This window comes from Paenibacillus albicereus, assembly GCF_012676905.1.
In the GTDB taxonomy this organism is placed as follows: Bacteria; Bacillota; Bacilli; order Paenibacillales; family Paenibacillaceae; genus Paenibacillus_O; species Paenibacillus_O albicereus.
Genome location: NZ_CP051428.1, coordinates 3,424,730 through 3,443,083, shown reverse-complemented (window position 1 = coordinate 3,443,083; position 18,354 = coordinate 3,424,730). Strand labels below are relative to the sequence as shown.

19 protein-coding genes and 1 pseudogene are annotated in these 18,354 nt (G+C 63.8%); 18 read left to right on the top strand and 2 right to left on the bottom strand.

Annotation, left to right across the window (positions count from 1 at the left end):
- Window positions 1-23: 23 nt before the first annotated feature.
- Window positions 24-746, top strand: a complete 723-nt coding sequence (locus tag HGI30_RS15400; RefSeq protein ID WP_168908368.1) for an NAD-dependent protein deacylase — start codon at window positions 24-26, stop codon at window positions 744-746.
- A 217-nt stretch (window positions 747-963) separates the two neighbouring features.
- Window positions 964-1,521, top strand: coding sequence for a nitroreductase family protein (locus tag HGI30_RS15395; protein WP_168908367.1), 558 nt, complete (start codon window positions 964-966; stop codon window positions 1,519-1,521).
- Between the two features lie 31 nt (window positions 1,522-1,552).
- Here the strand turns inward: HGI30_RS15395 and HGI30_RS15390 are convergent, their stop codons facing one another.
- Window positions 1,553-3,187, bottom strand: coding sequence for an AraC family transcriptional regulator (locus tag HGI30_RS15390; protein WP_168908366.1), 1,635 nt, complete (start codon window positions 3,185-3,187; stop codon window positions 1,553-1,555).
- Between the two features lie 116 nt (window positions 3,188-3,303).
- Here HGI30_RS15390 and HGI30_RS15385 point away from each other — a divergent pair, with 116 nt between their 5' ends.
- The 6 genes from HGI30_RS15385 to HGI30_RS15360 are packed head-to-tail and all read left to right on the top strand — an operon-like array spanning window position 3,304 to window position 10,722.
- Window positions 3,304-5,151: an IucA/IucC family protein gene (locus HGI30_RS15385; protein ID WP_168908365.1), complete on the top strand. Its 1,848-nt coding sequence runs from the start codon at window positions 3,304-3,306 to the stop codon at window positions 5,149-5,151.
- On the top strand, window positions 5,148-7,190 hold the full coding sequence (locus tag HGI30_RS15380) for an IucA/IucC family protein (RefSeq protein ID WP_168908364.1): 2,043 nt from the start codon (window positions 5,148-5,150) through the stop codon (window positions 7,188-7,190). The genes HGI30_RS15385 and HGI30_RS15380 overlap by 4 nt, the downstream gene beginning before the upstream one ends.
- Window positions 7,174-8,565, top strand: coding sequence for an AMP-binding protein (locus HGI30_RS15375; RefSeq protein ID WP_168908363.1), 1,392 nt, complete (start codon window positions 7,174-7,176; stop codon window positions 8,563-8,565). The genes HGI30_RS15380 and HGI30_RS15375 overlap by 17 nt, the downstream gene beginning before the upstream one ends.
- Before the next feature lie 3 nt (window positions 8,566-8,568).
- Entirely contained in the window at window positions 8,569-8,844 is a 276-nt protein-coding gene (locus HGI30_RS15370) for a phosphopantetheine-binding protein (protein WP_168908362.1), read from the top strand.
- A gap of 1 nt (window position 8,845) precedes the next feature.
- Window positions 8,846-9,853: a DUF6005 family protein gene (locus HGI30_RS15365; protein WP_168908361.1), complete on the top strand. Its 1,008-nt coding sequence runs from the start codon at window positions 8,846-8,848 to the stop codon at window positions 9,851-9,853.
- Window positions 9,850-10,722 carry a sugar phosphate isomerase/epimerase family protein gene (locus HGI30_RS15360; protein WP_168908360.1) on the top strand — a complete coding sequence of 291 codons (873 nt, stop codon included), beginning with the start codon at window positions 9,850-9,852 and terminating at the stop codon, window positions 10,720-10,722. The genes HGI30_RS15365 and HGI30_RS15360 overlap by 4 nt, the downstream gene beginning before the upstream one ends.
- Window positions 10,723-10,807: 85 nt before the next feature.
- Here HGI30_RS15360 and HGI30_RS15355 read toward each other — a convergent pair whose 3' ends face one another.
- The gene (locus HGI30_RS15355; protein WP_235680146.1) at window positions 10,808-11,662 is read right to left on the bottom strand and encodes a helix-turn-helix domain-containing protein; all 855 of its coding nucleotides are present in this window, start codon (window positions 11,660-11,662) and stop codon (window positions 10,808-10,810) included.
- Between the two features lie 106 nt (window positions 11,663-11,768).
- Here HGI30_RS15355 and HGI30_RS15350 point away from each other — a divergent pair, with 106 nt between their 5' ends.
- The 10 genes and pseudogenes from HGI30_RS15350 (at window position 11,769) to HGI30_RS15305 (ending at window position 18,334) form a co-directional block, all read left to right on the top strand.
- Window positions 11,769-12,542 carry a sugar phosphate isomerase/epimerase family protein gene (locus HGI30_RS15350; RefSeq protein WP_168908359.1) on the top strand — a complete coding sequence of 258 codons (774 nt, stop codon included), beginning with the start codon at window positions 11,769-11,771 and terminating at the stop codon, window positions 12,540-12,542.
- Window positions 12,543-12,576: 34 nt separating this feature from the next.
- Window positions 12,577-13,596 carry a Gfo/Idh/MocA family protein gene (locus HGI30_RS15345; RefSeq protein ID WP_168908358.1) on the top strand — a complete coding sequence of 340 codons (1,020 nt, stop codon included), beginning with the start codon at window positions 12,577-12,579 and terminating at the stop codon, window positions 13,594-13,596.
- Between the two features lie 303 nt (window positions 13,597-13,899).
- A pseudogene (locus HGI30_RS15340) lies at window positions 13,900-14,247 on the top strand (sigma-70 family RNA polymerase sigma factor); the annotation flags it as partial.
- A gap of 55 nt (window positions 14,248-14,302) precedes the next feature.
- On the top strand, window positions 14,303-14,608 hold the full coding sequence (locus HGI30_RS15335) for a hypothetical protein (RefSeq protein ID WP_168908357.1): 306 nt from the start codon (window positions 14,303-14,305) through the stop codon (window positions 14,606-14,608).
- Complete coding sequence (locus HGI30_RS15330) at window positions 14,605-15,066, top strand: hypothetical protein (protein WP_168908356.1); 462 nt, start codon at window positions 14,605-14,607, stop codon at window positions 15,064-15,066. The genes HGI30_RS15335 and HGI30_RS15330 overlap by 4 nt, the downstream gene beginning before the upstream one ends.
- Window positions 15,067-15,087: 21 nt before the next feature.
- Entirely contained in the window at window positions 15,088-15,285 is a 198-nt protein-coding gene (locus tag HGI30_RS15325; protein WP_168908355.1) for a hypothetical protein, read from the top strand.
- 762 nt (window positions 15,286-16,047) lie between these two features.
- Window positions 16,048-16,392: a YhjD family protein gene (locus tag HGI30_RS15320; protein WP_168908354.1), complete on the top strand. Its 345-nt coding sequence runs from the start codon at window positions 16,048-16,050 to the stop codon at window positions 16,390-16,392.
- Between the two features lie 461 nt (window positions 16,393-16,853).
- Window positions 16,854-17,495 (top strand): DUF4145 domain-containing protein, encoded by a 642-nt coding sequence (locus HGI30_RS15315; protein WP_168908353.1) that lies wholly within the window; start codon window positions 16,854-16,856, stop codon window positions 17,493-17,495.
- Between the two features lie 165 nt (window positions 17,496-17,660).
- The gene (locus HGI30_RS15310; protein ID WP_168908352.1) at window positions 17,661-18,134 is read left to right on the top strand and encodes a hypothetical protein; all 474 of its coding nucleotides are present in this window, start codon (window positions 17,661-17,663) and stop codon (window positions 18,132-18,134) included.
- On the top strand, window positions 18,134-18,334 hold the full coding sequence (locus HGI30_RS15305) for a hypothetical protein (protein ID WP_168908351.1): 201 nt from the start codon (window positions 18,134-18,136) through the stop codon (window positions 18,332-18,334). The genes HGI30_RS15310 and HGI30_RS15305 overlap by 1 nt, the downstream gene beginning before the upstream one ends.
- Window positions 18,335-18,354 lie beyond the last annotated feature (20 nt).

The following is an 18,354-nucleotide window of genomic DNA, read 5'->3' as shown; positions in this document are numbered from 1 at the left end:
CCGACGAGAGGAGCACGGCCGGCATGACGGATTCGGATTATCGAGAGGCGATCCGCAGGAGCGGACGCATCGTCTTTTTCGGCGGAGCCGGAACCTCGACCGAGAGCGGGATTCCCGACTTCCGCTCGGCCGGAGGCCTGTACGAGCAGCGCACGAGCAAGATGTACGCGCCGGAGGAGATTCTGAGCCGGGACTTCTTCTTCGACCATCCCGCCGACTTCTACTCGTTCTACCGCACCCATATGCTCCATCCGCGAGCGCAGCCCAACGCCGCCCACCTCAAGCTCGCCGAGCTGGAGCGCGAGGGACGGCTCAAGGCGGTCGTCACGCAGAACATCGACGGGCTCCATCAGCGGGCCGGCAGCGTCAACGTGCTGGAGCTGCACGGGTCCGTCCACCGCAACCGCTGCCTGGACTGCGGCATCTTCCATCCGCTGGCGGCCGTGACCGGCGATCCGCGGCCGGTGCCCCTTTGTCCGGAGTGCGGAGGCATCATCAAGCCGGATGTCGTGCTCTATCAAGAGAATCTCGACTTCGACCTGCTTGAGCGGGCGGCCGCGCATATTCGGCAGGCGGACACGCTCATCGTCGCCGGCACCTCGCTGACCGTGCAGCCGGCGGCGGGACTCGTCTCGCTGTTCCGGGGCGACAGCCTCGTGCTCATCAACCTCACGCCGACCCCGCTGGACCGGATGGCGACCCATCTCGTGCGCGGCAGCATCGGCGAGGCGCTCGGCTCGCTCTGACCGGCCGCGCCCGCCGGCGAGCCGACGCGTCTTGCTCCGGCAGGTCGGGGTCGCCCTCTGCCAACGCTTGTTCTTTGCCGTCTGCGGCTCGCTGCCGCAGGCGGTTTTTTTGTCCATGGAAAAGGGACAATGCCCTCCATAGCCTCGCCGCCGGAGGGGCGGTTATGCTAGGACATGCGGGCGGCGAGCCGCCCTGCAGCTTGCAATGGAGGTAGCCATGGAACTGAACGAACTGATTCGCGGAAGGCGCAGCGTGCACGTATTCGAGGATCGGGAGATCGACCCGCAGCTCGTCATGGAGCTGCTCGATACGGCGGTATGGGCGCCGAACCACCGCATGACCCAGCCGTGGCGGTTCATCGTCGCCGCGGGCGAGGGACGCTGCAAAATCGCCGACGCCTGCCGGACGATGAACGAGCGCTGGGAGCGCGATCCGGCCAAAAAGCAGGAGACCGGCCAGAAATATTACCGCAAGATCATGAGCAATCCGCTGATCGTCACGGTCGTAATGAAGGAAAACCCTTACCTGCAGGTAAGGGAGGAGGATTACGCCGCGACGGCGACGGTCATCCATAACTTCAGCCTGCTTGCCTGGGACAAGGGCATCGGCATGGTGTGGGAGACGTACGAGTGGCTGAACGAAGAAGTGTTCCGCGAGGCGGTCGGCATCCGTCCCGGCGAGCGGGCGGTCGGCAACCTGCATGTCGGCTATCCGAAAGCAATCCCGAAGGCGGAGCCGAGAATTCCGGCATCCGAGCTCATTACCTGGCTGTAACCCGGCTGGAGCCGGGCCGGGCGGGGGCGGCTCAGAATACGCGGGCGGACCCCCGGGGCGATCCCGCGAAGTAGCGGGCGCAGTCGTAGATGGTGAATTCTCGTCCGGACGGCCCCCATGGGTCCCACTCGCGGCTGTCGGGCACGTGCAGCCTGCCTTCGCGGACCGCGCGCAGCTCCCTCCACGCCGGGTGGGAGCGGAGCCGGGACAGCTCGCGGGCATCGCTCCACACGACGAGGATGCTGTCCGGATCCATCCGCAGCAGCTCCTCGAACGCATGGCTGCGATAGAAGCCGTGGCGGATGCGGCCGTGCGGCCGAAACCCGAGCGCTCCGTAGAACAGGTCGCTGAACGCATGGCCGTCGGCGCCGAACAGGCGGAAGTCGCCGGGCAGCACGCGCACGATCGCGAGCTCTCCGGCCGCCTCGGCGGCGGCGGCGAGCTGGCCGCGATAGGCGAGCTCGATGCCGTGCACGCGGGCAGCGGCGGCTTCCGCTTCGGCTTCCCGGCCGAGCATGCCGCCGAGCGCCTCCAGGTAGGCCTGCCAGCCGCCGAAGCCGTCCATGCAGACGGTGTTCGGCAGGCCGCGCCACGGACCGTCGGTCGGATTGCCGCCGAAGTCCATCTTGATGATGAGGTCGGGCGACAGGCGCTGCACGTCGTCCGGACGGATCGACGTTTCGGCGTTGAGCGGCTTCGTGCCTTCGAGCTGCGGCTGCAGATAGTTCGGGAAGCCCGACGACGTGCGGTAGACGCTCGGAAAGGCGGGCGCGGCGACCGGCTTGACGCCGAGCGCCAGCAGATGGTCCTGCAGGAACAGATGGCTGACGACCGCGACGCGCGCTGCGTTGCGGCCGGCGAAGGCGCTGGGCGAGAGGCCGGACGTCTTTTTGAACAGCCGGCTGAAATACAGCTCGTCCGCATAGCCGACGCTGGCCGCGATGTCCCGCAGCGTCGGACGTCCCGGCTGGCGCAGCAGCTCCTTGGCCTGCCGCATGCGCAGCTCGGTCAAATAGGCGGTCGGCGACTGGCCGGTCGCTTTCTTGAACGACCGGCAGTAGGCGCTCGGCGTCAAGCTCGCCATCCTCGGCAGCTCTCCGACCTGGATCGGCTCCATATAATGCGTCTCCAAATAGCGGATCGTGCGCCGCACCGCCTCCTGAGCGCCGTTCTCCTCCTCGCCCGGCATGAGGCTGACCCGGTGCAGCAGCTCGTAGAACAGCGCCTGGCGCCGAAAGAAGGCCGAAGGCGTCCGGCTGCGGCCGAGCTCGAGCATGCCGCCGAGCAGCGTCAGCACGGAGCTGGGGCCGGCGATGCGGATGCAGCGCGCGGGCAAGCCCGCCTCGCCCGCCGTGCCCGGCAGCGGCTGTTCCTCGGCCAGGGGCAAGGCGCTGGGCCCGCTGCCGTCGAACTCCAGCACATAGGCGTCGAGCGGACGCTCTGCCCGCAGCTCGGCCTTGATCCAAGTGCCCGGAGCGAGCGCCCAGCAGCTTTCGGGCTGGAGCGGAGACGGCTGTCCGTTGAGCTCGATCCGGCCGAAGCCGTCGAACAGGAAGATGAGGGCGTGGCGAAGCAGCCGGAACGGCGGGATCAGCGATCCGGCTTCGGCCTGGTGCCGTTTCAAGGAGACGAGGGTATAGGAAGAGCGTTTCATGACGCTGGGCATGGCAAGCTCCTTTTTTTTTCGAAATAAGATGAGAATGATTATCATTATTATAAACGTTCATTCCTCATATTGGCAAGCGATCGACCGAGCCAAGCAGGACAAGAAGGGGGTTCATCATGAACGAGGCCAGATCGGCCGCAGAGCGGACGGCTCTGCAAGCGATGGTCAATTGCTATGCCCGCGAAACAAGGACGGCCGCCGAGCTGCGGCTGCCGCACGAAGCGCCTGCGGGCGTCCAGCCGGGCCGGGCCGGCTCGCTGGAGCTGCGCCTGAGCGCGCAGGGACTCGTGCTGTGGATCGGACTGAACTATTACTCGCCGACCGGCAGGCATGGAGCCAGCGGCAAAGCCTGGTACCGGCCGGAGCTCGGCGGAGCGCTGGCGGAAGCCGACTACGTCACGGCGTCGGCGCTGCTCGCGCAGGAGCTGGCGCTGACGAGGCCGGGCTCGGCACGCCGCGACGAGTTGCTGCTGCGGATCATCGAGAGCTGCCGCAACGTGGAGGAGATCGTCGCCGCCGCGCTTGCCCGGCCGGAGCCGGAGCCAGGCGAAGAGGATTTCCTGGCCGCCGAGCAGTCGCTCTATTTCGGCCACGGCTTCCACCCGACGCCGAAAAGCCGCCAAGGCATGAACGGCACGGAAGCGAGCGTCTACTGTCCCGAGCTCGGGGGACGCTTCCGGCTGCACTATTTCCAGGCGCATCCGTCCATCGTCAGAGAGCGGTCGGCGGTCGTTCGGCCGGCTTCGGAGCTGCTGCGCAGCGAGCTGCTGGCCGATCCCGAAGCGGCGCCGGAGCTCCAGGAGCGCGCCGCCGACGCCGGGTGGACGATGCTCCCGGTCCATCCGCTGCAGGCGCGCTGGCTGCTGGAGCAGCCGCGGACGCAAGACTGGCTGAAGCGCGGGCTGCTGCGGGATCTGGGGCCAGGGGGCAGGGAATACCTGCCGACATCATCCGTGCGCACGGTCTACCATCCGGATGCGGCCTACATGTTTAAATTCTCGCTGCGGGTGAAGCTGACCAACTCGCTGCGGGTCATGAAGACGAACGAGCTCGAGAGCGGCATCGAAATTCGCCGTCTGCTCGATACGCGCATCGGCGAGGCTTGCCGGGCCGATTCCGGCTTCGCGGTGATGGCGGACCCGGCCTACGCGACGCTGGAGGAGCAGGGCGGCCCGGCAAGCGGCTTCGAGGTCGTGCTGCGGGACAATCCGTTCCGCGGCGGCGAGGCGTGCCGGACGGTCACGATCGCCGCGCTCGCCCAGGAGCCGCTGCCCGGAAGGCGCTCGCCGCTCGGCCGCCTGATCGGACGGCTCGCCGAGCGGACCGGCCTCGCGGAGGCGGAGGCGTCAAGGCGCTGGTTCCGCCGCTATCTCGTGCTGTCGCTGCGACCGCTCGTCCGGCTGCATCTCGCGTACGGCATCGCGCTCGAGGCGCATATGCAGAACAGCCTCGTCGAGCTGGACGGCGACGGCTGGCCGGTGCGGTACTGGTTCCGCGACAATCAAGGCTATTATTTCAGCCGCTCCATGCTGGGCGTATTGGAGCGCGAGCTGCCCGGCATCGGCAGCAAGAGCGGCGACGTCTACGCCGACGAGGTGACGGACGAGCATCTGATCTACTACCTGATGGTCAACCATCTGTTCGGCCTCGCCGGCGCGTTCGGCAGCGAGGGCTTGGCCGAGGAGGAGGAGCTGCTGCTGGACATCCGGCGGGAGCTGGAAGCGTTCCGCCCGCTGGACCGGGACGGCTCGCGCTTCCTGGAGCGGCTGCTGCAGGCGGAGGAGCTGCCGTGCAAAGGCAATCTGCTGACGCGTCTGCATGACATGGACGAGCTGGAGCTGCCGCTCGAGCGGCAGTCGGTCTACGTGCCGATCCCTAACCCGCTGCTCGCGGCGGCTGGGCTCGGACGGAAGAGCGGCGGGCGCAGGGCGCTCGCCGAAGCGATGGGAGGAGGAGCTTCATGATGCCGGACAGGCAGCTGGACGATGGAATGCGACTGGAAGAGCAGATGCGGCAACGCGAGCGATCACGGCACGACGAGCACGTGCACGAGAACGAGCGCTGGATGCAGGGCGAGCCTGTGCGGCAGGACGAGCTTGGACGCCGGGACGAGCATCTGCCGTCGGCCCCGGCGTCCCGGCAGGACGAGCTCGTGCAGCAGGCGCTGCGCTCGCCTGCTTATGACAAGGTCGGCGAGCGGATGCGCCGCCAGCTGGCCGAGTCGATGCTGTTCGAGCGGCTCGTGCCGTACGAGGAGCTGCCCGCGGAAGGCGGGCCGGAAGGGCGGCCGCGGCTGCTGTTCTCGCTGCGGGGGACGGACCGGAACGGAGCTTCCGTCTCGTATGAAGCGGAGGGCCGCCGGACAGCGACGTTCGGCCGCATCCGGCTGGACGGTCCGGTCCGCCGGCGCTCGGCCGGCGGGGCGGCGGAGGGAACGCCGCTCGGCATGATGATGGCGGAGCTGCTGCGCGGCACCGATGTCGAGCCGGACAGCCTCGCCGCGTTCATTCGCGAGCTGGAAGAGACGCGCCTCAAGGATGCGATCTACCGCTACGGCCATCCATCTCCGGTCGCCGCGCTCCGCGAGCTGCCGTACCGGGAGCTGGAGACGGAGCTCGGCGAAGGCCATCCTTATCATCCATCGTACAAGTCGCGGGTCGGCTTCGACTATGCGGACAACTTCCGCTACGGGCCGGAATATCGTCCGGAGCTGAGGCTGCTGTGGGCGGCGGTGCGGGACGACGGCTGGCTGCATCGGGCCTGCGCGCCGGAGTTGTCGCTGGAGAGCCTGGTCCGCGAGGAGCTGGGGGAGGAGACGGTGGAGGCGTTCCGCGCCCGGCTGCGCGGACTCGGCCATGATCCGGACGCTTACGCGCTGCTGCCGGTCCATCCTTGGCAATGGCGCCACCGGATCGCGCGGGCGCTGGCGGACCCGATCCGCGAGGGGACGATCGTGCTGCTCGGCGAGGGAGGCGACCTGTACGCGCCGCAGCAGTCGATCCGCACGATGACGAACCGCTCCCGGCCGGAGAGGCCGTACGCGAAGCTGGCGATGAGCCTCGTCAACACGTCGGCCTCGCGCTATCTGAGCCCGCATTCGGTCGCGAGCGCGCCTCAGACGTCGCGCTGGCTGAGCGGGATGATCGCCGGCGACGGCTATCTGCGCGACGAGGCGAGGCTGGTGCTGCTCGAGGAATTCGCCGGCGTCGTCTACGATCCGCCGCCTGCGGACGAGAGCGTCGAGCCGGACATCTACGGCGTGCTCGCCTGCCTCTGGCGCGAGTCGCTCGAGCCGAAGCTGGAGGCGGGCGAGCAGGCCGCGCCGTTCAACGCCTTGTTCGCGGAGGACGCGGACGGCACGTTCATCGGCCCCTGGCTGGAGCGATACGGCGTCCGGCGGTGGACGCGCCGGCTGCTGGAGGTGTCGCTGCTGCCGGCCGCGCATCTGCTCGTCGCGCACGGCGTCGCGCTGGAGTCGCACGGGCAGAACATGGCGCTGCTGCATCGCGGCGGCTGGCCGGAGCGCTCCGCGCTCAAGGACGTGCACGAAGGCTTTTATTATCACCCTCCGCTGCTGGCCGAGCCGCAGGCATGTCCGGATTATCGCTCGATCCATGAGAACTTCGGCCTCGCCGCGCCGAACGCGCTGTTCGAGCAGGACGATCCGGCCTCCGTGCGCGATACGCTCCTGGATGCGCTGCTGCTGTTCAACCTCGGCGAGCTGAGCTGGATGCTGGAGCGCCGCCACGGCTTCGCGGAGGAAGCGTTCTGGGAGCTGGCGGCCGAGCGTTTGGACGCCCATTTCGAGCGTTTCCCGCAGCTGGCGCAGAGGCTGGCCGCCTTCGACCCCTTCACCCCGACAAGCCGGGTGGAGGCGCTGACCAAGGGGCGGCTGTTCCCGGACCCGGCGGCCACCTACTGCCACGAGGCGCCGAATCCGCTGGCCGCCGCCCGCCATCGAATTCAAGAAAGGAAGGCGATGCTCCATGTCCAGCCGATTTGAGTCTCGTTGGGCCGGGTTCCGCCGGCTGCCGCATCTCGCGCGGCCGGCCGGCAGGCTGTACGCGCTCTGTCTCGAAAGCCGCGAGGAGACGGCGGCGCTGGCGCTCTATCTGCGCGAGGAGGGCGCGTCCGCGCTGCTGCTGAGCGAGGACATGCCGCTGGACGCGGCGTTCGAGACCTCGCTCGAGAGCGGCTGCTGCGGCCTCGTCTACGGCCGCGCCGACCAGTTCCTGGCCGGGCCGCAGCCGCAGGCGCGGACGCCGTGGGAGCCGTCGCTGCTCCAGCATTCCTCCGGCACGACCGGCCGCTCCAAGCTGCTGCGGCGGACGTGGGCCGACATCGCCGAGGAGACGGCCGATTACAACCGCGCGCTCGAGCAGGCCGGCGCCGGCGCGGACAGCGGCCTGACGACGGTCGTGCTCGCGCCGGTGTCGCATTCCTTCGGCTTGCTGTGCGGCGTCGTGGCCACGCTGGCGCGGGGAGGCGAGCCGGTGCTCGCTCCGGCCCGCAACCCCAAGGCGATGCTGGCCGCGCTGCGCGAGCATCCGCGCCATCTGGCCTACGGCGTGCCGCTGCTGTTCCATCTGCTGTCCTCGCTCGCGGGAAAGGGCATGCGCTTCCACCGGCTGCTCTCCTCCGGCGCGCCGATGACGGAGCCGCTGTTCGAGCGCCTGCAGGCCTCGGCGGACACGCTCATGCAGCAGTACGGCTGCACCGAGCTCGGCTGCGTCTCGCTGTCCGCCCGCATGGCCGGCGTCCAAGACATCGGCGCGGAGCTCGGCCGCTTCGAGGCGCGGGCGGGCAGCGGCCCGGACGAGCCGGCGGAGCTTGCGCTGCGCCGCCGGCAGCCGCTTGCCGCAGCCGCCGGCGAATATGGTCGCGGCGCCGGTGCGCCTTTGCCGACGCTGACCGCAGCGGAGGAGGAAAGGGGCGAGCGGCGTCCGGACGGGATCGTCCTGTCCGATCCGGGAGCAGGCGCCGGGGGCCGGGAATCCGCCGCCGAGCGCACGGAATTCCGCACCGGCGATCTGGCCTACCGCGCGGCGGACGGCGGGCTGCGGCTCGTCGCCCGCGTGGACGACGTCATCAACATCGGCGGGCGCAAGGTGTATCCGGCCGCGGTCGAACGGGCGCTGCTGCAAGTGGAAGGCGTACGCGAGGCGGTCGTCTACGGCAGCCGCCACCCGGTCATGGGCGAGCGCGTGAGCGCGCGCATCGTCGCCGACGGAAGCGTGGGCGAGGAGGCGATCCGCGAGGCATGCCGCAAGCTTTTGCCCGCCTATCAGGTGCCGGCCGCGATCGCGCTCGTCTCCGCCCTGCCCGTACTGCCTTCGGGCAAGATCAGCCGCGCGCGCCTGCGCCGGGAGGAGGAATAAGCGATGCCGAGAGAAGGGAGAAGGGACGAGCTGCGCGCCTTGATGGAGCAGAGCCTGGGCCTCGGCGGGCTGCCGGAGCGGCTGGACGACGAGCTGCGGCTCGCCGAGGACCTGGGGCTGGACTCTATCCTCGTCATGCAGCTGATCGTCTGGATCGAGGTGCGGCTCGGGCTGGCGGTGCCGGACGCGGAGGTCGATCCGCGCGCGTTCGCGACGGTCGGCTCGGTGCTGGACTTCATGGGGGAGCTGCGCCCGCTCGCAGCGGAAGGGAAGGGTTGACATGAGCATCAAGATCCATTGCCTGATGAGCTGCTTGTGCGAGATCGTAAAAAGGCGCGGAGAAGCCGATCACCGGCCGTTCTATTTCGGCGTATGGGACGCGGAGTTCGACGTGACGGCCGACGGCCGCCTCGCCTATCATTCCGAAAGGCTGTCGCATCAGCGGCGGTTCGACGATTACGAGCGCCTGTTCGGCCTGCGCGCGGAGCGCTGGCATGACCCCGGCCTCTCGCCGGAGCGCAACGTGCAGCGGCTGCTGGAGCTGATGGAGGCCCAGCCGGAGCATCGCTACCTGCTCGTCATGCTCGACATGAGCCGGCTGCCGGACCGCGAGACGAAGGCGGGCATGAGCCCGTTTCCCCATTATCTGATGGTGTCGAAGACCGATCGGGACGATACGTGGTTCGTGTTCGATCCGGACTTCCGCTGGGAGGGAGAGGCCAAAAGGGACGACGTCGTCGCGGCCATCCTGGCGATGGGCGAGGACGGCGCGGGCTACTCGATCGATGCGGGGGAGGTGGGATCGCCTTCCTTGGAGCTCGTGGACGCCTACTTCCGCGAGACGTTCCGCCCGGAGCGCAACGAGCTGACGGAGCAGGTGCGCGCCATCGTGACGAGGGCGGCCGACGCCGGATCGCCGGAGGCGCTCGCGCATCTGCTGCCGGCGCTGAAGCAGCTCAAGGTGCTCGCGATCCGCAAGTACGGCTACGAGTACGCCTTGATGTACTTCCAGGACACGCTCGGCTATTCGCGCGATCATTTCCTGAAGTGGGCGAACCGCGTCGAGGACCTGTGCCAGACGTACTCGACCGCTCACTATTTGTCCGTGAAGATCGCCATGACCGGCAAAAAAGCGCTCGTCGAGACGCTGCTCGAAAGCCTCGACGAAGCCGACGAAATCGAACGCGGCATCAAGGAGGAGGTTTGGCGCCAGTACGACGGCTGGCGGCAGGCCAAGCTCGGCGAGCCGGCCCCGCCGCTGCCGCAGCCGGCGGAGGTTCCGGCATGAAGACGGCGCTGTGCACGATTTCGTTCCGCCATCAGCTCGTCTCGTTCCGCGAGCTGGCGGAGCTGGCCGCGCGGCTCGGCTACGACGGCATCGAGCTGTGGGGCGCCCATGCCGCCCAGCTCCATGAGCTGAACCGCCGGCAGGCCGAAGAGGACCTTGGGCGGCTCCGCGCGCACGGCCTCTCGATCTCGATGGTAAGCCACTATGTCGATGTCTCGCCGGAGGCCGATTTTGCCGCGAGCCGCGACCGCTGCCTGAGGCTGATCGAGCGCGCCCTCTGGTGCGGGGCTCCGCGCCTGCGCATCTTCGCCGGTGGCCGCGGCAGCGCCGAGCTGAACGGCGGCGAGCGCCGCTCCGTCATCGAGCAGGCATGCGAGCTCGGGGCGCTCTGCCGCGAGGCGGGCGTGCAGCTGCTGCTGGAGACGCATCCGGCGACGCTGCTCGACACGCCGGCGATGGCGGCGGAGATGATGCGGCTGGCCGATGCGCTGCGGCCGGGAGCGGCGCTGCTCAACTTCGACGCCCTCCATCTGTGGGAGGCGGGAGGCGACCCGGCCGTCTGCTGGCGGGAGCTGAAGCCGTGGATCGGCTACCTGCACCTCAAGAACATCGACCGGCTGGAGCATGTCGGCGTCTTCCGCCCCGATATCGTCTATGCGGCCGGAGGCAGCCGCGAGGGCATGGTCGCGCTCCGCGACGGCGCGATCGACTACGAGCCGCTGCTGGAGCTCGCCGCGGGCGAGCCGGAGCTGTTCGGCTCGGTCGAATGGTTCGGCGGCGACCCCGCCGGCATGCTCGCCCGCGAGAGCCGCTGGCTGCGCGGCCGGTTGGCTCGGGCGCAGGCGGTGGCGGCCGGCGCTCCGGGCTGAAGCCGTTCTTGCCCGCCCGAGAAAAAAAGCGGTTCCGCCGAGTCCGAGGACGGGCGGGACCGCTTTTTTTGGCCGTTTGTTGCGGTCAGGACTCGCCCTCCGAGCCGCCCGAGCCTCGCTGCAAGTGCAGGGATCGGTACTCCAGCGGAGAGAGCCCGTAATGCGTTCGAAAGACGCGGTGGAAATACGAGTAGCTGGCGAAGCCGCAAGCCTTGCCGATCCGCTCGAGCTTCAGCTCGCTGTACTTGATCTGCTCGACGGCCGCTTGCAGCCGGATCTCGATCGCATACTGGATCATCGTCTTGCCGAACTGCTCCTTGAACAGCCTTACCGCGCGGGACAGGCTCAGTCCGGCATGCCGCGCCGCTTCCTCGAGCTTGAAGGTGGAGAAGGCATGCTCCTCGATGAACCGCTTGATCTTGAGCGCCGCCGTTCCCGGCGCCCCGCTCGGCACGCTCTCGCTGATCGCCCGGTCGATGTACAGGCAGAGGCTGCGCAGGAGCGCGTCCTTCAGCTCCGCATCCTCGTCGAGGGCGTGGCGGCGCTTTTCCAGCAGAAGGCTGCGCCACAGCGTGATGAGCTGCTCGTCGGCTCCGATGGGACTGACCGTCGGGCGCGCCTTTCGGCTCCACCATCCGTCGATCCAGGTGCCTTGGCAAAAGAGGTAATAGTCTCCGCTCGACAGCCGGCCCTTCTTGGCCGGCTCGTTCACGATCAGATGATAGTCGTCTCCGGGACGAAGCAGGAGCAGGTCGCCGCCGGCAAGCCGGTAGGAGGCGCCGCCCGAGGCGACCTCGCAGGTGCCTTCGGTCTGCAGGCGAAATAGATAATGCTGCAGGCCGCTTCTCGCATCGTGGAGAAACGGCTTGTAATGGCTGGAATAGTCGCAGATCAGCACGGAAGTTTCCAGGACGAACGGCCCCCATCTCGAGATTTCCAAGCAAATCGTTCATGTTTTGCCGGAATTGGATATGTTCATTGTAGAGGGGAATCGCCTAGAATGAAACCAGAGCTAGAATCCCGTTCCGAAGAGGAGACTTCCCATCATGACCAAAATCAGCATCGGCCTGCAGCTGTACACGCTGCGGGAGGAGACCGCGACCGACTTCAAGGGCACGCTGCGCAAAGTGGCGGCGCTCGGCTACCAAGGCGTCGAGTTCGCAGGTTATGGAGACCTTACCGCCGAAGAGATGAAAGCGACGCTGGACGAGCTGGGCCTGAAGGGCTTCAGCAGCCACGTCTCGCTGCACGCGCTGCGCCAGGACCTGCAGAAGGAGATCGACTACCTGAAGACGATCGGCGCCGCGTACATGATCTGTCCTTATCTCCTGGAAGAGGACCGGCCGCAGACGGGCGAGGGCTGGACCGCCCTGTACGCCGAGCTGCAGGCGATCGGGACCGAGGCGGCCAAGCAGGGGCTGATCTTCGGCTACCACAACCATGAGTTCGAGTTCGAGGGCCGGGTCGGCGAGGAGAACGCGTTCGACGCCATGTTCCAGGCGACGGCGCCGGAAGCGGTCCAGGTCGAGATGGACGTCTGCTGGGTGCAGTTCGCCGGACGCGATCCGGTGACGTACATCGGCAAGTATGCCGGACGCCTGCCGCTCCTCCACCTCAAGGACTTCGCCCTCGACGAGCAAGGCGGAATGAAGACGCTGGAGCTCGGACAAGGCGGCGTGGATCTGCCGGGCGTCATCGAGGCAGCCGAGGCAGCGGGCGTGCAGTGGCTGATCGTGGAGCAGGATCATTGCCAGAACCCGCCGCTCGACAGCGTGGCCAGCAGCTTCGACTGGGTGCAGCGCCATTATTTGAACGCTTGATCCCGAACCGATACCGAAGGAGAGAACCGAACCGATGAGCAAAATCAAGATCGCGGTCTTCGGCTGCGGCGCGATCGCCCAGCGCAGACATATCCCCGAGTATGCCGAGAACGGGCTGGCGGAACTGGTCGCCTACGCCGATCCGATCCTGGAGCGGGCGCAAGAGATGGCGGACCAATACGGCGGCAAGGCGTATGCCAGCTATGAGGAGCTGCTCGCCAGCGAGGACGTCGATGCCGTGAGCGTCTGCACGCCGAACCACCTGCATGCCGAGATGGCGATATACGCGGCGAACGCGGGCAAGCATGTGCTGGTCGAGAAGCCGATGGCCGCGACCGCGGAGGAAGGCGAGCAGATGATCGAGGCCGCGCGCCGCAACGGCGTCTTCCTCATGGTCGGCCACAACCAGCGCCTGATGCCTCCGCATGTCAAGGCCAAGGAGATTCTCGACTCCGGCGAGCTCGGCCGCGTGCTGACCTTCCGCACGTCGTTCGGCCATCCCGGTCCCGAGAGCTGGAGCGTCGACGGCGCGGGCAGCTGGTTCTTCCGCAAGGACGAAGCCGTCATGGGCGCCATGGGCGATCTCGGCGTGCACAAGTCGGACTTCATCCGCTATCTGCTGGACGACGAGGTGGCGGAGGTCGCCGGCTTCATCGGCACGGTGGACAAGAAGGACACGGACGTGGACGACAATGCCTCCTGCCTGCTGCGCATGAAGGGCGGCGCGATCGGCACGCTGGTCGCCAGCTGGACGCAGTACAAGGGCGGCGACAACAGCACGGTGCTCTGGTGCGAGCGCGGCGTCATGAAGATCGGCACCGTCGACGGCGACGAGGTCATCGTCGAGCCGACCGAGGGCCTCACCCAGACGTACAAGGTCGGCGCCATGGCGACCAACGAGAAGCAAGTGCCGAGCGGCGTCATCGACGCGTTCCTGGATTCGATCTCGACCGGCACGCCGCCGGCGATCTCCGGCGAGGAAGGCCTGAAGTCGCTGAAGGTCATCCTCGCGGCGTTCGAGTCGCAGCGGACCGGCCAGTTCGTCAAGCTGTAACGGAAGAAGAGCCTGCCGCATCCTCGCGGCAGGCTGGGGGGCGAGCCGAGAGGCTCCCCTATATCGGCAGGGAGTGAAGCGTTCCGCGCTTCGCTCCCTTTTTTTGGTTTCGGCAGGGGAAAAGAAGAAAGCCCGCCACGTACCCTTTTGCCGGTCGAATGAATCAGCGGACCGGATGTCTAATTTTGCGGAACGAACGCGACGTACAGGCACTTCTGGGCGGCCGCCCACATAAACTAACCTTACATCTGCACCGCCTGCCCCTGGCAGAGACGGTAGTACTGCATGGGGGTGGCCTCCGAAATGCCTGGACTTTTTGCTGCAATCGCCCTGTTCATCAAGCAGCTCGGCCTGCTTGTGTCCTATGTCAAAAACAACGCGTTCCCGCAGCCGCTGCAGGAGGAGGATGAGCTCCGCCATCTGAAGCTGATGGCCGAGGGCAACCAGCAATCGCGCAATCTGCTCATCGAGCACAACCTGCGGCTGGTCGCGCACATCGTCAAGAAATTCGACAATACCGGCGAGGACGCCGAGGACCTCATCTCGATCGGCACGATCGGTCTCATCAAGGCGATCGAGAGCTTCCAGACCGGCAAAGGCACGAAGCTGGCGACATTCGCGGCCCGCTGCATCGAGAATGAAATTCTAATGTCTGTAGTGTAGTATACATATCAGATAAGGAATTCGTTGAGGGAGCGTGGCGAAGATGGCTGAAATGACCTTGCTCGAGTTCTGCGAGCGGCACAACGAAAGCACGAGAGGTGGATGGTTCGGACTGTCGTCGTGGCATAAGCCAGAGCTGACGGAGGAACAGGGTAACGAAACTGCCGAGTGGTATACGATCGGGATTATCGGTGCGAACCTTGTTCTGCGGGCTGATGATGTTCCCGCGGGGGACTACGAATACCGCGACATCCGCGACAAGGTCAAGGTCATCATCAAGCGCAAGACGTCCAAGGAGCTGTGGGACGAAGAGGAGGAAGCTCGGGCCGAAAGGTATCAGCAGGCATGACGATCGACCAGCTCAAGCAACGCCACGCAGCCCTCACGAAGAAGATCGAGCAGCTCGGCCAGCTGACCGACAGCCACTTGGACGGAGTCAGACAGCATTTCCATCTGGGGACAGTCGGGTCAGCCGGCCCCAACAACGCCAAGCTTAATGCCCGCCGTGCCCGGAGCATGGACATGAGCATCGATCGGGCCAAGAAGCAGATTGAGCTCATGCGTGAGCTGCAGGTGCTGGAGGGCCAGATCAAGGACATCGAGTCCGGGGCACTCGAGAGGGCACGTACAGTGCGTGAGGAGATCGAGAGACGGCTCAGGAGCTCCAAGCCAGGCGACAAGGTCCTTGACTCAGCATACGGCGTCGTCGCGGTCGTGCGCGCCAACCAGAAGAGCCTGACGATCATGTGCGATTCGGGGTACAAAGAGGCAAGGCCTTATTCGCTTATTGTTGGGCCCTGCGCTTAAAACATTCAGGAGGTGCTGCAGATGGCTACATACCTAGTCGGCGTCCGCTGGGAGAAGGAGCGCATTCAGATTGAGGCAAAGAACGGCACGGACGCCAAGCGTAAATATTGCCGGCTGAAGGGGCGCAGATACAACGATCCGTGGTGCGGGGGCTCGATCCTCACAGCCGAAATCGTGCGTTCGAGCAATTCCAACCTTATTCAATCTCAACTCGGCTGAAACTCGCACGCAGACAGGACTCCATTTGCTTTTGGACATGGTATATTGATATTGTCAGGATCGAGAGAGACACCGCTGAGGCGTGAACGCCTTGACGATCCAGCCGGCCCAAGTGGTCGGCTTTTTGCATGCGGTGAAAGCTCCTCTCGAACCTTGCCGCCATATGTAGAGGTGCATCATGGCGTAACCTATTGCAAGACGGCCAGAAACGGCCCGAATTCGCGTTCCGGTGCCCTTGACCCCTGGCTGCCCGAATGCCGTTTACTCCATGTAGGCGGCCAACAAAGGCTTCGTCCGCTGAGCCCAACAATCAGCGGTCACCATTCACGCCGATCCTGTAGAGCCACCCTTCGGCTCATTCCTCTCCCCTGGGCCGCGACTGCAGCGGCTAAAGATCGGATCGCAGGCGCAAGCGACCAGCGTCAATAATGGTCGCACTCTTACCCAAGCTGCTGATTGATCGGCGGTTTGGGTGAGGGTACAATGTATAAAACGGAGGGGATCCTTATGCGGTTTGAAATCGGACAGAAGGTCCACAACTACCACCAAGGCGTTGGAACGTATTTGGGGTACGAGGCTTTGTCTGGATGCGACCTTGTTGATTTCGGTTGGGGCGCGGTAAGAGTTTGTGGGTTCTTTTTAACCGCAGCTGACTGACGTCAATATTTTCAACTGGTATAAGAACGAGTGTTCGCAGTATACTATCCCCAGAGGTGATCTGCATTGGGGATGAATTTAGCGCCGACAAAACGAGAGCAGGAAATGATCGAGGATGTGGCGATCCTTGAGTTGATGCCAGGTAGGTACGAGAGGGCTTATGAAACGCTCGAGGCCAATCGCAACATCCTAAACAGGCTTTACTCGGCCTGCACCTACGGCATGGCAATTTGGTCCGCTCAGAAGCTGGCTGAGCTGCGTAAAGAGCTGAAGGCGGCCAACATCTACGTTCTTCGTTTGGGGATGGAACGGGGGACGATCCTGGTGCCCTATAGGAGCAGGTCAATAACCGACGTCCTGAGGGTGCATCCAGAGGAAGCAGAGCGTAGGATCCAGGCGCTCATCGGGGATTACGCTGAGCACGTTTTCGGGAGGAGGCCGGACCTCTAACCGATTCGTCGTATGAAAAGGAGCCCGGGGAGTAATCCCACGGGCTCTTATCGTATCCGAAACTCACAGACGTTACGGATATAATATGAATCGTTGATCTTTACTGATATGGGATTCACCATCTGAATGATGCCTCCATAGTCCAGCAGCTCACCATGCATCCAGACGGATACTGGAGTTTGGCTGAGCATAGCAACGAAGAAATGCTTGTTTTGCCTGAGTATCTTGTTCTTCGGGGCGTTCATTGTTGGAGGGAGTCCAAGAATTTCGCTATGTAACCAATGGCGGCAAGTGAAGCTAAAGCTAGAATGAAACCAAAAGTGATTCTACGAAACTCCCCAAACAAGGCGTCGGCAATACGTAAAAACATCAAATCATCCCTTCCATCTCTTTACTCGAAAGATAGCATATATTGCAGATATTTGGAAGATGCTGCATACTGCTAGGATGGAGGGGATATATTGAAATCTATTTTATTTGAAGTGAAGAAAGATCAAATAACCGTTCTTCCAAATCCAAATTTAGAAAGTAAATTTCCATATCTTTGGTATCACAAAATTAATATCCTACCTGCATTTTCTGTAGGGCACTTTATAGGGTATCTGGGTTCTTTGGCTGGAGTTTCTACGAATGAAGATAGAATTGAGGGTAATAACATTGTAATGGCTTCTGATGCTGGCGAAGATGGAGTACAAACCATTCATATAGTTTTAAATTACTATGGCATTAGAGATTATGCACTTTTGTTTCCATGGATTACTGATCTAAAGCTTAGAACTAGAGTAGGCGCATTTTATGAGGAAGCAGAAAAAAGCTTTGAACAAGGAGTATGGTTATCTTTTGCATTGATGTGCGGTGCTGTTTTTGAAGGAATGCTATATGCAAAGCTTAAAGCGACGGATGAATTGAATCTTAATGGAATGATTATTCAAGCGGTATCCGAAGGTCTTATTGATGATCATCAGGCTAATATTATGCACATGGTAAGAAGAATGCGTAATCTGGTTCATGGGAGCCAATATAATAAACGATATATATCCAGAAAAGATGCCATGGATATAAGTTCGTTGCTCATTGATCTTGTAAAACATTTTTCTTATTAAGCACCTGGACAGGTGCTTTTTTTATGCCCAAAAACGGAGGGGATGGACATGAAGAAGTTCTGGAACTGGTTCTTGCGGCACGCCGGCCATGCTTCTGAACCGCAGCCGCCGAGGAACCGCGAGGAGCGTCGACAAGGTGCGAAACCAATCTAAGGAGCTGATCTAATGCCAGCAGGAGACTATGACTACATCCGCTCGGGGAGGGTTCGCCGCACTAACGGCACGGAAGCAAACGAAGCTGACGGAATCAATGTTGATGGGAGCCGGAACACCCGCCTGGTCGGACGCAGCTATCTAGAGGCGCTGTACCATAATGCTCTAGCAATTACGGACACAGCGAACAAGGACATCGCGGCACCGGCAGGTGTGGACATCGCGGCTATCAGCGGACGCAAGACGCTCATGGTGTTCAACACGCTGAATCAGCCCGTTATCGTATCGGTCCTCGTGAAGAACTCTTCTGGAGCAACGGCGAATGCAGGATCGAAAACGATTCCGGCAACGAGTTTCGGTGTTGTCACGGCTGCCGATATTCCGGCTCTTGCGGATGCATGGGCATCAATTACGGTACGAGCACAGTGCAGCACGGCGCCGACAGGCGGATCGTTGACTATTAACCTTCAGGGGGTGCAAGCATAATGCCAATAGAAACGCCACAGGCGATCGAATGGGCACTGACGCAGCAGTATATGGATTACGGAACAGGTGAAACGTTCCCGGTGACAGTGGAAACACTGCAGCCACTCGTTGATAAGGTGCGCGAGTATTTCAACGTACATGAGATCCAGTACGACACGTTCTCATATGATGATCTGGTGCCGTATTTAATTGATGCATAATAAAAAGCCGCATAAGCGGC

Excerpts from the sequence above, each read along its gene's own strand:
- HGI30_RS15400 (WP_168908368.1), top strand. The coding sequence starts at position 24 with ATGACGGATTCGGATTATCGAGAGGCGATCCGCAGGAGCGGACGCATC.
- HGI30_RS15395 (WP_168908367.1), top strand. The coding sequence starts at position 964 with ATGGAACTGAACGAACTGATTCGCGGAAGGCGCAGCGTGCACGTATTC.
- HGI30_RS15390 (WP_168908366.1), bottom strand. The coding sequence starts at position 3,187 with ATGCCCAGCGTCATGAAACGCTCTTCCTATACCCTCGTCTCCTTGAAA.
- HGI30_RS15385 (WP_168908365.1), top strand. The coding sequence starts at position 3,304 with ATGAACGAGGCCAGATCGGCCGCAGAGCGGACGGCTCTGCAAGCGATG.
- HGI30_RS15380 (WP_168908364.1), top strand. The coding sequence starts at position 5,148 with ATGATGCCGGACAGGCAGCTGGACGATGGAATGCGACTGGAAGAGCAG.
- HGI30_RS15375 (WP_168908363.1), top strand. The coding sequence starts at position 7,174 with ATGTCCAGCCGATTTGAGTCTCGTTGGGCCGGGTTCCGCCGGCTGCCG.
- HGI30_RS15370 (WP_168908362.1), top strand. The coding sequence starts at position 8,569 with ATGCCGAGAGAAGGGAGAAGGGACGAGCTGCGCGCCTTGATGGAGCAG.
- HGI30_RS15365 (WP_168908361.1), top strand. The coding sequence starts at position 8,846 with ATGAGCATCAAGATCCATTGCCTGATGAGCTGCTTGTGCGAGATCGTA.
- HGI30_RS15360 (WP_168908360.1), top strand. The coding sequence starts at position 9,850 with ATGAAGACGGCGCTGTGCACGATTTCGTTCCGCCATCAGCTCGTCTCG.
- HGI30_RS15350 (WP_168908359.1), top strand. The coding sequence starts at position 11,769 with ATGACCAAAATCAGCATCGGCCTGCAGCTGTACACGCTGCGGGAGGAG.
- HGI30_RS15345 (WP_168908358.1), top strand. The coding sequence starts at position 12,577 with ATGAGCAAAATCAAGATCGCGGTCTTCGGCTGCGGCGCGATCGCCCAG.
- HGI30_RS15335 (WP_168908357.1), top strand. The coding sequence starts at position 14,303 with ATGGCTGAAATGACCTTGCTCGAGTTCTGCGAGCGGCACAACGAAAGC.
- HGI30_RS15330 (WP_168908356.1), top strand. The coding sequence starts at position 14,605 with ATGACGATCGACCAGCTCAAGCAACGCCACGCAGCCCTCACGAAGAAG.
- HGI30_RS15325 (WP_168908355.1), top strand. The coding sequence starts at position 15,088 with ATGGCTACATACCTAGTCGGCGTCCGCTGGGAGAAGGAGCGCATTCAG.
- HGI30_RS15320 (WP_168908354.1), top strand. The coding sequence starts at position 16,048 with ATGATCGAGGATGTGGCGATCCTTGAGTTGATGCCAGGTAGGTACGAG.
- HGI30_RS15310 (WP_168908352.1), top strand. The coding sequence starts at position 17,661 with ATGCCAGCAGGAGACTATGACTACATCCGCTCGGGGAGGGTTCGCCGC.
- HGI30_RS15305 (WP_168908351.1), top strand. The coding sequence starts at position 18,134 with ATGCCAATAGAAACGCCACAGGCGATCGAATGGGCACTGACGCAGCAG.